Origin of the sequence: Microcystis sp. LE19-84.1B, from assembly GCF_027531875.1 — a bacterium.
Lineage (GTDB): Bacteria > Cyanobacteriota > Cyanobacteriia > Cyanobacteriales > Microcystaceae > Microcystis > Microcystis panniformis.
Map to the genome: position 1 here is coordinate 1 of NZ_JAPZSR010000183.1, position 13,650 is coordinate 13,650.

A 13,650-nucleotide genomic window follows, 5' to 3' on the forward strand; every position below is an offset into this window, starting at 1 on the left:
TCCCAAATGCGTTTAACCGCTATGGGATAGAGAGGTGCGTAGTTCACCCAAGGAGAATCAATCTCTCGAAGTAAAAGTGAAGGGAATTTCTGAAATGGAATTCAGTCTGTCTATATTTGACTATACTTTTACTAACTATAGCTTGTAATCACTTGCTCAAATGAATTAGCATGGTGCGTTCCCAAAAATCTATCGGTGCGGCAGTAGCAGCTAGATTAGGGAACGCACCCTACAGCGATGGCTAGGAATAAGCTCTGTTCCGTCCGCAGCGACGAAGTGTTAGACATCTTTTAGCTCTTCAAACCTTGACAAGAGCCGATTAGGAACTAAGAAAATCATTTTAATATGAGAGTTGGTCGGTTTTGTTTCAATCTTGATGAATTTTGGTTGTAAATTAGCTCCATCCTCATCCTTAGGTTTGACGAAAGCAAAACAGGTAAATTCAATAGATTTAATAAATTCAAGGAGCTTCTTTGTTGGATAAATTTCCGACAAGACCAAAGGTTGATCTCGAATTAGAAGATTTTTGCCACCCATTAGTATATCGAAGTCTGCTCCTTCAGCATCTGTTTTGATACAGGAAACACTTAGTAACGGATAATCAGACATCAATTTGTCTAAAGTATTTACCTTGACTGTCACCTTGTTCTCTTGGGGACTATGCCTGACCAGCGAATTTAGTTCAGGCATTGAGTTCAAATTAAGATCCATAGTGCCAGGCTCGGAAAAAAGTGCTTCTTCTAGAACATGACAATTTTGAAACTGGGAAAGATTTCTCTTTAAGTGTTCAACCATTCTCGGATCGGGTTCAAAGGCATAAACCTGATTGGATAAAGGAGCAGCCAGTAAACTGTAATAACCAATATTAGCTCCAACATCAATAAAGTCTTTATTAATATCTAAGAACCGATGAAGGATAATTTCAGATCCCCAATCCAACTTGCTTCCCTTGAGGAAAATTTCCGTTCCGAATCGACTATCATAGGGCAGAGTCATTTCTACATTATTAAATAGAACCATTTTCTGGTTGAGCTTGGTTATTTTATAAAATGCTCGTACTAGATAGCGGTATAAGAAATCCCAGCCACCAATCTCTCTAACCAATCCAAGAAAATAATTGAACTTATGCAAATAAATAGTCCCTTTCAACATATACTCTCACTTCAAGTTAGCCATGGAGGCATCTAAATATTAATTATACCGCTCTCTGCGGTCGAGCAACCTCCTCTGTCCTACTATCCCACCTGCATCGGTCTAACACCCCCTCAATAAAACCCAATACGGCACTTTGCGGTTTAATCACTATCGATGCAGCAGCTAGGAGCCACATTAGGGAACGCACCCTACAGCGATGGCGTACTGCTACGCAGTGCCTTCGGCATCGCACTAACCCTAACAACAATTTTTGATTTTTACCAGAGGTCTATTGACTGAATGATGGGATGTAATATTTCAATAACCAGCATTTTCTTGGTGCTTGAGCTATACAATGAGAGCTATATTTTGATAGGACAAAAAAAGATTAGTATAGAGGTAAAATTAATGGCTGAAACCCTATATGAAAAAGACTATGTAGCCTGGCTGCAAGACCAGGCAGAAAAACTGCGATCGCCTGAGCGCAATACTTTAGATTGGCAAACTTTAGCCGAGGAATTAGAGGAAATGGTTGATGAACGCAAATACAAAGCAGAAAGCTTTCTTATTCAACTCCTCAGTCACCTGCTACTTTACGCCTACTGGAAGCATCCTTACTACCTACCCCACTGGACAGACGAGATAGATAATTTCAGATTGGAATTGAGCCTGCTGTTTCGCTCTAAGGTAATCTACAATCATGCCTTAGAACGGTTTGGTTATTGTTATCAAAAAGCTCTGGGAAAAGCGAGCCGCAAAAGTGGATTAACTTTACCAGTTGACTGTCCTTGGACAATTGAGAAAATTCTTGATGAAGATTGGTTCCCTGGTTAATACACACTCAAAAATAATGCTGTTTTTGAAAGGATTAATATCGCTGTTAAAGTTGGGATTTTTAGTGACTGAATGATGGGGGGCCGACAAAAAACCCCCGCCGTTAGCGGGGGACATGGCATAGTTTTCCTGTGATGCCTAGCTAAGACTTACACCCCGTAAACGAAGTCAGCATTAGTCATGCCAGCTGCGATACCAGCACCAACATTGGCAATTAGGTAACTACCGACGACGTTGGAATCGTTATACCAGATGTCGCCGTTGGTAGTGTTGACGTAGATGCCGGAGGGGTTTCCCGATGCTCCCCCGGTAGACCCCGCTCCCTTGAAGAACCGGGCAGAGTTAAGGACACTTCCGTTCACGTTACCACTAATAAAGCTCAGACCCCTGATCCCCGGATTAGAGGATCCGGCTAAAGTGCTGTCAAGACTGTTCGCCAGAGTGATCGTGTCAGCGGGTACAGAGAAGTCGGTGATCAGATCACGGTTCGCTACGTTGTCGAGCCTGAAGAAATCGTTTCCAGCACCACCGGTAAGGGTATCCTGACCCAAGCCACCTTTGAGGGTGTCGTTGCCAGCACCGCCATTGAGAGTGTCGGCACCCGAGCCACCATCGATGATGTCGTTGCCATCACCGCCATTGAGAGTGTCGGCATCCGAGCCACCATCGATGATGTCGTTGCCATTGCCGCCATTGATGAAATCGTTGCCATTGCCGCCATTGATGGTATCATTCAACCCGAGTCCCGAATACCATCCAGTGACTCCGGCTGATGCCGAAGATGGAGTAATGGCGTTATCAAGGCTATTTCCCGTAACTAGGGGCATAAATTTAATCCTCCTTAACAATTACATAATTTACACCCTGTGCAACTGTATCTGTTTGATTCTGTCGTTTTTAGTTGCACATTGCGTAACTGTTGCCATTGTGCGGCCAAAAGTCTAGAATGGTCATTAATTTTTGTGAATGGTCGGGTCTTCTAACCGAAGGCATTGACGAAAAACACATTGTATCTGTCCTAGAGGCACTATGAAAAAGCTTAAGCAATACTGGACTGCTGAAGCACTGGAAAAAGACTTAGGCGATCCTCTCAATCCCGATAACCCTCTATCCTACAAGCGGGTGATCGAAATTGACGAGAGCGAAGAATTTCCCCACGAGGAAATTCGCTGGTTATACGACTGGAAACTCCAACACTACTACATTCCCACGGATTGCGGCGGTGAATTTACCTCTTTTGAGGAATTTGTCGCTTTTGTGCGGGTACTTTCCCGACGGGATCAAACTATCGGCATCGCTTTTACTACCCTATTCTGGTCGTTTTTAAACTGGATGGCGGGAACCCCAGAACAGAAACAGAAGCTCGCCCGTTTTATCATGGATGACTATGGGGCGATGTGTCTGGGTTACTCGGAAAAGGAACACGGCAGCGATCTGATCAATGGTGATCTGACCGCGACGAAGGTGGAAGGAGGTTATATTCTCAATGGTGAGAAATGGCCGATTAACCGGGCGACTATCTCTGGAGTTTCCTTTATTTTGGCGAAAACCGATGCTAACGGCGGGCCAAAGTGTTTAACCCTATTTATGGTAGATAAACGGCAATTAGACCCCGAAAAATACTATAATTTGCCGAAAATATACACCCATGGCGTGCGCGCCTCGGATATGAGTGGCATTGGTTTTAAAGATTGTTTCGTCCCCGATTCCATGCGTTTACGGGAGGAGGGAGACGGTTTAGAATTAGCCCTGAAAGGTTTCCAGATTACCCGAATGTTGTGCGCGGCTTTTTCCCACGGGGCAGCCGATACCGCTTTGAGAACTACCCTCAGTTTTGCCGTTAATCGGGTAATTTATCAGAAAACTGTGATGGATTTGCCCCAACCCCGGCGCACTCTCGTGGATGCTTTCCTTGACATCCTTATTTGCGATTGCGAGACGATTCCGGCTGCGAGAGGTTTTCATATTATCCCCGAACAGTTTAGCGTCTGGGCTTCGGTGGTAAAATATTTTGTCACCGTCCGTCTGGAGGAGATGGTTAATAGTGTTTATGTGGTCTTGGGATCGCGTTTTTATATGCGAGAAGAACACGAATTCGGCATCTTCCAGAAGCTACTGCGGGATAATTCGATTATCAGTATGTTTGACGGCAGTTCGATCGTCAATCTTCATGCTTTAATCCTACAATTGCGTCCTTTAACCAAATATCGGGCTAAACGCAACTCGCGCACCATGTCGGCGTTAAAAACCCGTTTAGAGGCGATTTTTAGCCTAGAAAAGTCGGTTCCTCCCTTTGAACCCAATAATTTAGAATTATTTGGCCGGGGAATGGATGATTCCCTACAGGGTTTAGAGATTGCCCTTGATATGCTGGAGGGATTGAAAGATTCTCAGGAGGTGGACCGGGAAGTATTAGAAAATCTATTGATGTTGGGTAATTTAGTTTTAGAGGAACTAAATGCTCACGATGAACAGATTAGTCAATCGAAATTCGAGTATGGTCACGACCAATCACCCGAATTGTTCGAGATTGCCAAGAAATACTGTACTTTACACGCCGCTTCTGCTTGTTTACACACTTGGCTTTATAATCGTTCCATCTTGGGTGAATTTTTTGCCCAGGGGGAATGGTTGGTGTTGAGTTTACACCGATTACTGCGAACTCTCCGGCCGCTGCCTTACACTCTGTCTGAGGTGTATATAGAAAATGTTGCCCAAGAATTGCTGAAATTATATCGAGAAAATCAACATTTTTCGATCGTGCCTTTTCAATTAGCCCATTCACAAACTACCGAGGAAAAAACCCATGAACTCCAACTCCAATCTTAATAATCTCGTACAAAATTGGTTAGTCAAACAGTTAGCTGATCAGTTATCTTTGGATGCAAAAACGATTAATGTGACTGAACCTTTAACCCGTTATGGTTTAGATTCGATCGATGCGGTAACAATGGTGGGTGATCTAGAAGATTGGGTAGGTCAAGAGTTACCTTCTACCCTTTTCTGGGATTATTCTACTATTGAAAAAGCGTCTCTTTTCCTAGTAGAAAACTACGATCTTTCTAATCTTTCCGGTGAGGAAACCCCCGCAGAAGTTGCCCCCGTCGCTGAAAAAGCTGAACCGGCCGTTAGTGGTGGCAAAGGTTGGAGTTTATTCGGTCGTCGTTAATTATCAGTTATCAGTTATCAGTTATCAGGTGTAGGGTGGGTTAGGCGACGACAATTTATGCTAGGGAAAATTATCTAGTATTCGCCGTAACCCACCTATATTAGTTATCAATTGGCTCTATTCTCTACTCACCAGTATAGGAATTGCTAAGTACCTAAACAAAATTAATTACCCATTTCTCCGTAAAGCAACAATCGCTGTATTTCTTTTCTGTTGCCCGTTCCGCAGTTCCGGAGTTCCCTCTCAGCACTAGGAAATTTATTTTGTACGACTACTTATAAATTGAAATATACAAAAAAGGGCGATCGCTTGATCGCCCTTTTCTCCCACTAAATAACAAAAATTATCTCAAGATATACACCAGTAAAAACAGGATAATCCAGACCACATCGACGAAATGCCAGTATAATTCTGCCGCTTCCACACCAAAATGAGATTGACTAGAATAGTGATCTTTTTGACGAGAACGCCAGAGAACCGATAGAATTAGCACTAAACCGAAAGTAACGTGGAGACCGTGGAATCCAGTTAAGGCATAAAAAGCGCTGGTGAAAACATTAGTTGTCAGACCGAATTCAGCGTGATAATATTCGTATCCTTGACCACAAAGGAAGATAATTCCCATCAGAGCAGTAATGCCGAACCAAAATTGTAAACCGGCATTATTGTTTTGTTTAATCGCCTTTTGTCCTATGTGCATAACAAAACTACTGGACACCAGAATAATTGTGTTAATTGTCGGTAGGGTTAACTCTAATTCTGGCGTGCCGGCGGGGGGCCAAACGGGTAACATGGTACGGTAGAACAAGAAAGCGGCAAATAAGCCTAAAAAGATGGAACTTTCCGCCACTAGAAACAAAACCACACCGAATAAGCGATGATCTGGGTGGCCATGATGCCCGTGTTCCACCGTTTCGTGATGATAATTGACAGAGAGTTGAGAATCTTCGAGCGTTGAACCTTGCATGATTGAATGTCCTTAGTTTACACGGGAGACGGGGAGTGGGGAGATGGGGGGATAGGGTGATAGGGGGATAGGGTGATAGGGAGATAGGGTGATAGGGAGATAGGGAAATTTCAGCTAAATTCCTCACTACCCCAACACCTAACACCCAACACCCAACCCCCAGGGCTAATCCCCCATAATTATTGGGATTCGGCGCCCACTTCGGCGAGGAGATCTTGTACTGATTCCGCTGCTTCTGATTCCTCCAGATCAATACCGTAATCGTAGGGGCCGGACCAAAGAATCGGCATTTCCTCGAAATTCTCGATAATTGGGGGAGAGGAGGTTTGCCATTCTAGGGTTAAAGCGCGCCAAGGATTACGGCCGGCGGGTTGACCTTTAAAGGCACTCCAGACCATATTAATAGCGAAGGGAATACTCGATATACCGAGAATATAAGCTCCTGCGGTACTAAGAACATTTAAACCCTGAAACTGCACATCATACAGGGCAATACGACGGTTCATACCCAATAATCCCAATTCGTGCATCGGCATGAAAGTTAAATTCAAACCGATAAAAGTGAGAACAAAGTGGATACGACCGAGAGTTTCGTTATACATCCGTCCGGTCATTTTCGGGAACCAATGGTAAACGGCAGCAAACAGGGCCATTGCCGTACCACCAAATAGTACATAATGGAAGTGACCGACGACAAAATAGGTATCGTGGACGTGGATATCGAAGGGAACAGAAGCCAACATAATCCCGGTCAAACCACCGATGAGGAAGGAAGACAGGAAACCGATCCCAAATAATAAAGACGTATTGAGACTGAGTTTACCCCCCCAAAGGGTGGCACACCAACTAAAGATTTTAATGCCCGTGGGAACGGCGATTAACATAGTTGCCGCCATGAAAAACATCCGTAACCAGCCGGGGGTGCCGCTGGTGAACATATGGTGGGCCCAAACGATTAAACCCAAGAAACAGATGGTGAGACTGGAATAGGCGATCGCTCGATAACCAAAAATCGGTTTGCGGGCGTGAACTGGTAATATCTCCGATATCGTGCCGAAAAAGGGCAAGATCATGATATAAACAGCAGGATGGGAGTAAAACCAGAACATATGCTGATAAACCACCGGATCGCCGCCGCCGGCGGGGTTAAAAAAGCTCGTGCCGGCGATTAAATCAAAGGACAAGAGAACGAGAGCAGAAGCGAGAACGGGGGTGGAAAGCAGTACCAGAGTCGAGGTGGCCAGCATTGCCCAACAAAATAGCGGCATACTGTACAAATCCATCTCAGGAATCCGCATTTTCAGGATCGTGGTGATGAAATTAATCGAGCCTAAAATCGAAGAAGTCCCGATCAATAAAAGGCTCAAAATCCACAATTCTTCGCCCCATTTGCCGCTAATTAAGCTTAAAGGTGGGTAGGAAGTCCAACCGGACTGGGGTGCGCCGACAAAGAAACTGGATAATAATAGCAGCCCGCCGGGGGGATTAAGCCAGAAAGCCACAGCGTTAAGACGAGGAAAAGCCATATCTTCCGCCCCAATCATCAGGGGAATGAGATAATTGGCAAAACCCGCCCCAACCGGAACGATCCAAAGAAAGATCATGATCGTTCCGTGCATGGTCATGAATTGGTTATATAGTTCTGGGGAGACGAAATCGGGGTCGGGAGTGGCTAATTCCGTTCGCAGCACTTCCGCGAAAGCACCGCCAATAAAGAAGAAAAGAAAGGCAGTCACCAGATATTGAATACCGATGACTTTATGATCGGTGCAGAAAGTAAAGTAATCTGTCCACTTGCGGTGATGGATCACCTCGGGAACGGTTGCTGGGGTGGTTATTTCCGTTGATGCTGTCATAAGGCCAAGATTTTAGATGACAAGAAAAATTACATTTGCTGCTGATGGGCAACTTGGGCGAGGATTTCAGCGTCGATGCCCATTTCTTCGGTGTAGGGGGTCAAATACTGACTATCAGAGCGATCTTTAGCGGTCATAGCTACGGTTTGATCGCTGTCAACTTCGGCGATCGTATTATCCTGCACCCATTGGTCGTAATCCCCTTGGGAGTGAACCACAAAGCTAGATTTCATGCCACCGTGATAGGCCCCGCAAAGTTCCGCACAAATGATCGGATATTGACCAATTTGGTTGGATGTGAACGATAAAACCGTTTCCTGTCCGGGGATAACGTCCTGTTTTAGACGCAATTGGGGAACCCAGAAAGCATGGATCACATCCCCCGCTTCCATATTCAGTTGCACGGGGCGATTGACGGGAGCGTGCAGTTCCCCAGAAACAATGCCGGTTTCGGGATAGGTGAAGATCCAAGCGTATTGAATACCTTTAACATTGACCACTAGGGGGGGGACTCCTTCACCATCGTAGGAATTGCCGATACCTAGGGCTACTCTGCGATCGCCGCCCAGGGCCATCATCGTGCCGTGGTGATGACCGTGGTGGGCGATTTCTCCTTTGCCACCCTTGGAAATCAAGGGATCGAGTCCGCCGATATTGTTATAAATCTCGAAGCTATAGACGGCAAGGATAAAAACGATTACCGTCGGGATGGCTGTCCAGAAGATTTCTAGGGGGACATTGCCCTCCACCGCCGGTCCGTCGGTTTGATCCCCCGGTTTACGGCGAAAGCGAATCACTATATAAATGATCACGCCTTCAACTATTAAAAATAGTCCCGTGGCGATGGTCATCATCAGATTAAAGATATTATCTATCTCCTGAGCATCTTCGGAAGCGGCCACAGGCATTAAGCCATGATTTTGGCCATACCAGAGACTAATTAAGGTCAAGGCGATCCCGAGTACGAGCGTCAGGATACTGCTGGGAATTTTCACGGTCTTTTCAATATTTTCAATAGTGGCTACTTATTCAAGGCTAAAACATGATTCCCCTATAGATGGGAAATTTAACCAGCATCTTCTGAGAATTTTATCTTTTCTTTGGGATCGTTTTCAGGGAAAGTATTTTAAATAACTAATTTTTGTATCTTATTCTGAGTTTATGTAAACAAATGTAACGGAAATGGCCAGAAATCTAAAGAATATCTAAAAGGTTTTACTTGTCGTAAAAAAACTCATTCACAGTGATAACTAACTGGCAAACAAAGAACGTAGGTTGGGTTGAAGCATGAAACCCAACGCCCGCATGGGTTACGCTACCGCTAACCCATCCTACAAATAATTGTGCCTACCTACTTAACTAACTGGCAAACCAAGCCAGGCTCTTTGATGACAGACTCCTTGAGAACAGGCAAACCGATGACCGAATCTGTTTTTAACCCGACACCCCTAAGAGAAACTGGCAATATTCAGGTGTGGATGCGCCGCTTAGTCTGGAAAATTGCGATCGCTACTTTCGCCCTCATGGTAGTGGGCGCTGCCACCAGAGTTATGAACGCCGGTTTAGCTTGTCCCGATTGGCCTCTCTGTTACGGTCAATGGATTCCCAGTCAGCAGATGAATCTACAGGTATTTCTGGAGTGGTTTCATCGTCTCGATGCCTCTTTGATCGGGTTTAGTACGATCGCTCTCGTCGGTCTGTCTTGGTGGTATCGTCGCCATCTTCCTACTTGGCTGTTGCCCTCTGCGATCGCTGCCTTGGCTTTAATTCTCCTGCAAGGAGTTCTAGGAGGATTAACCGTGACCCAATTACTGCGATTTGACATCGTAACCGCCCATTTAGGCACAGCTTTGCTCTTTTTCTCCACCCTAATCGTCATTGCTATCGGTCTGACTCCCTACCGTGGCACCGGTACAGTCGGGAAACTAACTGGGATGGGAATGGTCGCCACTGGTCTAGTTTATCTGCAATGTCTCCTCGGCGGTCTCGTCGGTTCCCGTTGGGCAGCCCATCAGTGTTTAACGGTTTCCCAACTCTGCACCGTGATGAATAGCCACATTATCGGGGTTTTTCCCGCCACTGTCTCGGTGTTAACCCTAGTTTTCTTCGCTTGGCGAGCTGCCGCTATCCATCCTCTCCTCAAAAAACTAGCTTTTAGCGCCGGGGGATTAGTCGCCCTACAGGTGTTTTTAGGCGTTGCCACCCTGAAACTGCATCTCCAGGTGGAACCCTTAACCATTACCCACCACAGCATCGGTGCGCTATTGGTGGGAACCCTCGTCGCTTTTACCACTTTTGCCCTTCGCGATCGTTCTTTCGCGCCTATAAGCCATCTCTAAGGATTTAATCACGATGACTGGAACTCAAGCCCTTCGCCACCATGATAATTTTTTACAAGTCGCTAAAAGTTATTATCAACTCACTAAACCGCGAATTATTCCTCTACTGCTGATTACCACGGCCGCTGCCATGGAAATCGCCTCTAAAGGTCAGGTTTCCCCCCTCTTACTCTTTCTTACTCTCCTCGGTGGCACTCTCGCCGCCGCCGCCGCTCAAACCTTAAACTGCATCTATGATCGCGACATCGATCACACCATGCTTCGCACCCGCGCCCGTCCTATTCCCTCCGGTCGCGTGCAACCCCTCCACGCCCTCATTTTTGCCCTCGTTTTAGCTTCCCTTTCCCTAGCACTTTTTGTCTTTTTTGTCAATACTTTGAGCGGATTTTTAGCAATGACCGGCATCGCATTTTATATGCTGATTTATACCCATCTGCTCAAGCGTCATAGTGTCCAAAATATTGTTATCGGTGGCGCAGCTGGCTCGATTCCTCCCCTCGTCGGTTGGGCGGCAGTAACGGGCGATCTCGGTTGGATTCCTTGGATTTTATTCGCCATTATTTTCCTCTGGACTCCTCCCCATTTTTGGGCTTTGGCTTTAATGATCAAGGATGATTATGCGGAAGTGGATATCCCGATGATGCCCGTAGTTAAAGGAGAAGAAGCCACTAGCGAGCAGATTTGGCTCTATACTTTAATCGTCGTTCCTTTCACTTTCCTCCTGATTTATCCCTTGGCTGCCTGTGGTGTTGTTTATGGTCTAGCGGCTTTGGTTTTAGGGTTTGTTTTCCTGAAAAAAGCTTGGCGATTAAAACAGAATCCTTTTGATCGAGACATGGCTCGATCGCTGTTTAAATATTCCATTCTTTACATGATGTTATTATGTACAGCTATGGTGATCGATAGTTTACCCATGACCTCTCGTCTCCTCGCTACAATTGCCAGTTTATTCCCCTGTAGTTAATCTCAGTTATCAGTTATCAGTTATCAGTTATCAGTTATCAGTTATCAGTTATCAGTTATCAGTTATCAGTTATCAGTTATCAGTTATCAGTTATCAGATGTGAGTTTTCAGTTCACTGAAAATACTTCCCACTCCCCATCTCCCCCCGCAACGCACACGAAGTGGTCTCCCCACTTCCCAATTCATAATTCATCATTCCCCCCGACTACTGATTGCGACTGAGGGAGTTAATTCGCTCGATTAGTTGCGCTAAGATGTCTTGTAATTGTCGATCTTGATGTTGGGAAAGGTTGATTTTATCACAGCTATAAATAACGGTGGTGTGATCTTTGCCGCCAAATTCTTCGCCAATGCGCGGTAAGCTTAAATCCGTGTGTTGACGCATCAAATACATCCCAATCTGTCGAGCAAAACTAATTTCTCGTCGGCGGGAATTTCCCTTTAGATCAGCGATCGAGAGTTGAAATTTTTCCGCTACTACCGCCATAATAATATCGGGAGAAGTGGAAATTTTGGCCATTGGTGGATTTAAAACCGGCGCGATATTTTCTACCGTCATCGGCAATCCGGAGATAGAAATATAAGTAGTAGCTCGGATTAATGCCCCCTCTAATTCGCGAATATTAGAAGTATAATTAACGGCAATATATTCGATAACTTCTCTTGGGAGACGCAGATTTTCGTACTCGGCCTTTTTTTGTAAAATTGCCATGCGAGTTTCGATATCCGGTGCTTGGATATCGGCCACTAATCCCATAGAAAAGCGAGAAATTAAACGATCCTGTAAACTGGGAATCTGTTTGGGCAAGCGATCGGAGGCTAAAACCACCTGTTTTCCCGCTTCGTGCAGGGTATTAAAGGTATGAAAAAATTCTTCTTGAGTGTATTCTTTTCCTTCAATAAATTGCAGATCATCCACTAATAATATGTCGGCATGACGATAATGATTACGAAAACTTTCCATACTATCTTGACGGATAGCGGTGATTAAATCATTCGTAAATTGTTCCGTCGATACATAAAAAACCTTGGATTGAGGATATAATTCTAGACGATAATGACCGATCGCTTGCATTAAATGGGTTTTACCTAACCCCACCCCACCACAGAGAAAAAGCGGGTTAAATTCCCTTCCGGGTAATTCCGCTACCGCTAAAGCAGCTGCGTGGGCCATGCGATTAGTTGGCCCGACAACAAAACGGGAAAAATTATATTTAGGGTTAAGTTGATTGGTGGGGGATAATTCTGATTCTAAGCTAGTGTGAGGCTGGAAAATAGCGATCAAATCGCCCTGTTGTGCCGTTAGTTGAATCTCGACGGGATAACCGACGATATCCTCCACTACTTCGGCAATTGTTGACAGATAATTTTTCTGAAGATGGTTAAGAATAAAAGGATTGGCAGCCTGAATTACTAAGCGATCGTTTTGCCATTCTTTAACCGTCGCCGTTTGAAACCAAGTCTCGAAAGCGGGACGGGATAATAGTAATTTTAGACGCTCTAGGAGATTATGCCAAAGTTGTTGGGTGCTGCTATCCACGGTTAATTTTGATTAACAAAGTTGCTCTAGTGCTGCTGCGGGGAAACCTTATCAGTTTAGCGAGATTTTGCCGCTCAAGATAAAATGATTTTCAGAGGGAAACAATTAATCTTTAGACAGATGACACAAGTTTTAACAATCACCCAATTAGGAAACCCAATTCTACAGCAAAAAGCACCGGAGATCGATAATCTTCTCGATGCTGACTGTCAAGATTTGATCGATTCCCTGATTACCACCGTGCAAGCTGCCCACGGGGTGGGAATCGCCGCGCCCCAAGTTGCTCGGTCTCTGCGTCTGTTTATCGTTGCTTCTCACCCCAATCCTCGTTATCCCGACGCTCCGATCATGTCACCCACTGCCATGATTAATCCGCGTATTTTGCAGGTGAGCGAGGAAATGGTCAAGGGTTGGGAAGGTTGTCTCAGTGTCCCCAATTTACGCGGTTTTGTCCCCCGTCATCAGTGGATTGAGGTGGCCTATTATGATCGCAATGGTCGGGAAATCCGTCAAGTTTTCAAGGATTTTCTGGCGCGTATCTTTCAACACGAATTAACTCATCGGAAATTTTGGGTCCAGCAATTCTCATTTTAAAAAGTAACAAGTGATACAGACAGAAACAAAGCTTTAAGCAAGCTACAAAATGCGCTCCCGCGAGTGCGACTGCATCGCAGAGAAGTGAGTATATAGAGTATTTATACTCTATATATTTGAAAGATGGGAGAAATCTAGAACAAAAGTTCTCTACATCAGAAAGAGAACCAAATAAAAATTGATGATTGTTGTCTGTTGAGGTAAAATTATTAAGTTGGAAATATTAATTAATCAAACTGTTCTGCGATGACGA

Annotated in this window: 13 protein-coding genes; 7 read left to right on the top strand and 6 right to left on the bottom strand. The window is 44.9% G+C overall.

Features of this window, described 5'->3' with window-relative positions; genetic code table 11:
• Positions 1 to 279 precede the first annotated feature (279 nt).
• On the bottom strand, positions 280 to 1,152 hold the full coding sequence (locus O9324_RS10990; protein ID WP_288140199.1) for an FkbM family methyltransferase: 873 nt from the start codon (positions 1,150 to 1,152) through the stop codon (positions 280 to 282).
• 390 nt (positions 1,153 to 1,542) lie between these two features.
• Between O9324_RS10990 and O9324_RS10995 the strand changes: the two genes are divergently transcribed.
• Positions 1,543 to 1,968: a DUF29 domain-containing protein gene (locus O9324_RS10995; protein ID WP_043998986.1), complete on the top strand. Its 426-nt coding sequence runs from the start codon at positions 1,543 to 1,545 to the stop codon at positions 1,966 to 1,968.
• Positions 1,969 to 2,117: 149 nt separating this feature from the next.
• On the opposite strand, the gene O9324_RS11000 is transcribed toward O9324_RS10995, so the two are convergent.
• Positions 2,118 to 2,795, bottom strand: coding sequence for a calcium-binding protein (locus O9324_RS11000; RefSeq protein ID WP_288140200.1), 678 nt, complete (start codon positions 2,793 to 2,795; stop codon positions 2,118 to 2,120).
• 202 nt (positions 2,796 to 2,997) lie between these two features.
• On the opposite strand from O9324_RS11000, the gene O9324_RS11005 reads away from it, so the two are divergent.
• Both O9324_RS11005 and O9324_RS11010 read left to right on the top strand, forming a co-directional pair.
• A complete protein-coding gene (locus O9324_RS11005) occupies positions 2,998 to 4,797 on the top strand; it encodes an acyl-CoA dehydrogenase family protein (protein ID WP_288140201.1) in 1,800 nt (599 codons plus the stop codon).
• A complete protein-coding gene (locus O9324_RS11010) occupies positions 4,775 to 5,137 on the top strand; it encodes an acyl carrier protein (protein ID WP_061432189.1) in 363 nt (120 codons plus the stop codon). The genes O9324_RS11005 and O9324_RS11010 overlap by 23 nt, the downstream gene beginning before the upstream one ends.
• A 343-nt stretch (positions 5,138 to 5,480) precedes the next feature.
• Here the strand turns inward: O9324_RS11010 and O9324_RS11015 are convergent, their stop codons facing one another.
• From O9324_RS11015 to O9324_RS11025, 3 genes are all read right to left on the bottom strand, one after another.
• Complete coding sequence (locus O9324_RS11015) at positions 5,481 to 6,104, bottom strand: cytochrome c oxidase subunit 3 (RefSeq protein WP_288140202.1); 624 nt, start codon at positions 6,102 to 6,104, stop codon at positions 5,481 to 5,483.
• Positions 6,105 to 6,283: 179 nt separating this feature from the next.
• On the bottom strand, positions 6,284 to 7,960 hold the full coding sequence (gene ctaD / locus O9324_RS11020; protein WP_061432191.1) for a cytochrome c oxidase subunit I: 1,677 nt from the start codon (positions 7,958 to 7,960) through the stop codon (positions 6,284 to 6,286).
• A 29-nt stretch (positions 7,961 to 7,989) separates the two neighbouring features.
• The gene (locus O9324_RS11025) at positions 7,990 to 8,955 is read right to left on the bottom strand and encodes a cytochrome c oxidase subunit II (RefSeq protein ID WP_288140203.1); all 966 of its coding nucleotides are present in this window, start codon (positions 8,953 to 8,955) and stop codon (positions 7,990 to 7,992) included.
• Positions 8,956 to 9,378: 423 nt separating this feature from the next.
• Between O9324_RS11025 and O9324_RS11030 the strand changes: the two genes are divergently transcribed.
• The 3 genes from O9324_RS11030 to O9324_RS11040 are packed head-to-tail and all read left to right on the top strand — an operon-like array spanning position 9,379 to position 11,366.
• Positions 9,379 to 10,299, top strand: a complete 921-nt coding sequence (locus O9324_RS11030) for a COX15/CtaA family protein (RefSeq protein WP_288140204.1) — start codon at positions 9,379 to 9,381, stop codon at positions 10,297 to 10,299.
• Positions 10,300 to 10,312: 13 nt separating this feature from the next.
• Positions 10,313 to 11,263: a heme o synthase gene (locus O9324_RS11035; protein ID WP_288140205.1), complete on the top strand. Its 951-nt coding sequence runs from the start codon at positions 10,313 to 10,315 to the stop codon at positions 11,261 to 11,263.
• Positions 11,238 to 11,366, top strand: a complete 129-nt coding sequence (locus tag O9324_RS11040) for a hypothetical protein (RefSeq protein WP_288140206.1) — start codon at positions 11,238 to 11,240, stop codon at positions 11,364 to 11,366. The genes O9324_RS11035 and O9324_RS11040 overlap by 26 nt, the downstream gene beginning before the upstream one ends.
• Before the next feature lie 102 nt (positions 11,367 to 11,468).
• Here O9324_RS11040 and dnaA read toward each other — a convergent pair whose 3' ends face one another.
• Entirely contained in the window at positions 11,469 to 12,803 is a 1,335-nt protein-coding gene (gene dnaA, locus O9324_RS11045) for a chromosomal replication initiator protein DnaA (protein ID WP_288140207.1), read from the bottom strand.
• Between the two features lie 84 nt (positions 12,804 to 12,887).
• On the opposite strand from dnaA, the gene def reads away from it, so the two are divergent.
• Entirely contained in the window at positions 12,888 to 13,397 is a 510-nt protein-coding gene (gene def, locus O9324_RS11050) for a peptide deformylase (protein ID WP_288140208.1), read from the top strand.
• Positions 13,398 to 13,650 lie beyond the last annotated feature (253 nt).

Excerpts from the sequence above, each read along its gene's own strand:
- O9324_RS11035 (WP_288140205.1), top strand. The coding sequence starts at position 10,313 with ATGACTGGAACTCAAGCCCTTCGCCACCATGATAATTTTTTACAAGTC.
- O9324_RS11030 (WP_288140204.1), top strand. The coding sequence starts at position 9,379 with ATGACCGAATCTGTTTTTAACCCGACACCCCTAAGAGAAACTGGCAAT.
- O9324_RS10990 (WP_288140199.1), bottom strand. The coding sequence starts at position 1,152 with ATGTTGAAAGGGACTATTTATTTGCATAAGTTCAATTATTTTCTTGGA.
- ctaD (WP_061432191.1), bottom strand. The coding sequence starts at position 7,960 with ATGACAGCATCAACGGAAATAACCACCCCAGCAACCGTTCCCGAGGTG.
- O9324_RS11015 (WP_288140202.1), bottom strand. The coding sequence starts at position 6,104 with ATGCAAGGTTCAACGCTCGAAGATTCTCAACTCTCTGTCAATTATCAT.
- O9324_RS11010 (WP_061432189.1), top strand. The coding sequence starts at position 4,775 with ATGAACTCCAACTCCAATCTTAATAATCTCGTACAAAATTGGTTAGTC.
- O9324_RS10995 (WP_043998986.1), top strand. The coding sequence starts at position 1,543 with ATGGCTGAAACCCTATATGAAAAAGACTATGTAGCCTGGCTGCAAGAC.
- O9324_RS11000 (WP_288140200.1), bottom strand. The coding sequence starts at position 2,795 with ATGCCCCTAGTTACGGGAAATAGCCTTGATAACGCCATTACTCCATCT.
- def (WP_288140208.1), top strand. The coding sequence starts at position 12,888 with ATGATTTTCAGAGGGAAACAATTAATCTTTAGACAGATGACACAAGTT.
- O9324_RS11005 (WP_288140201.1), top strand. The coding sequence starts at position 2,998 with ATGAAAAAGCTTAAGCAATACTGGACTGCTGAAGCACTGGAAAAAGAC.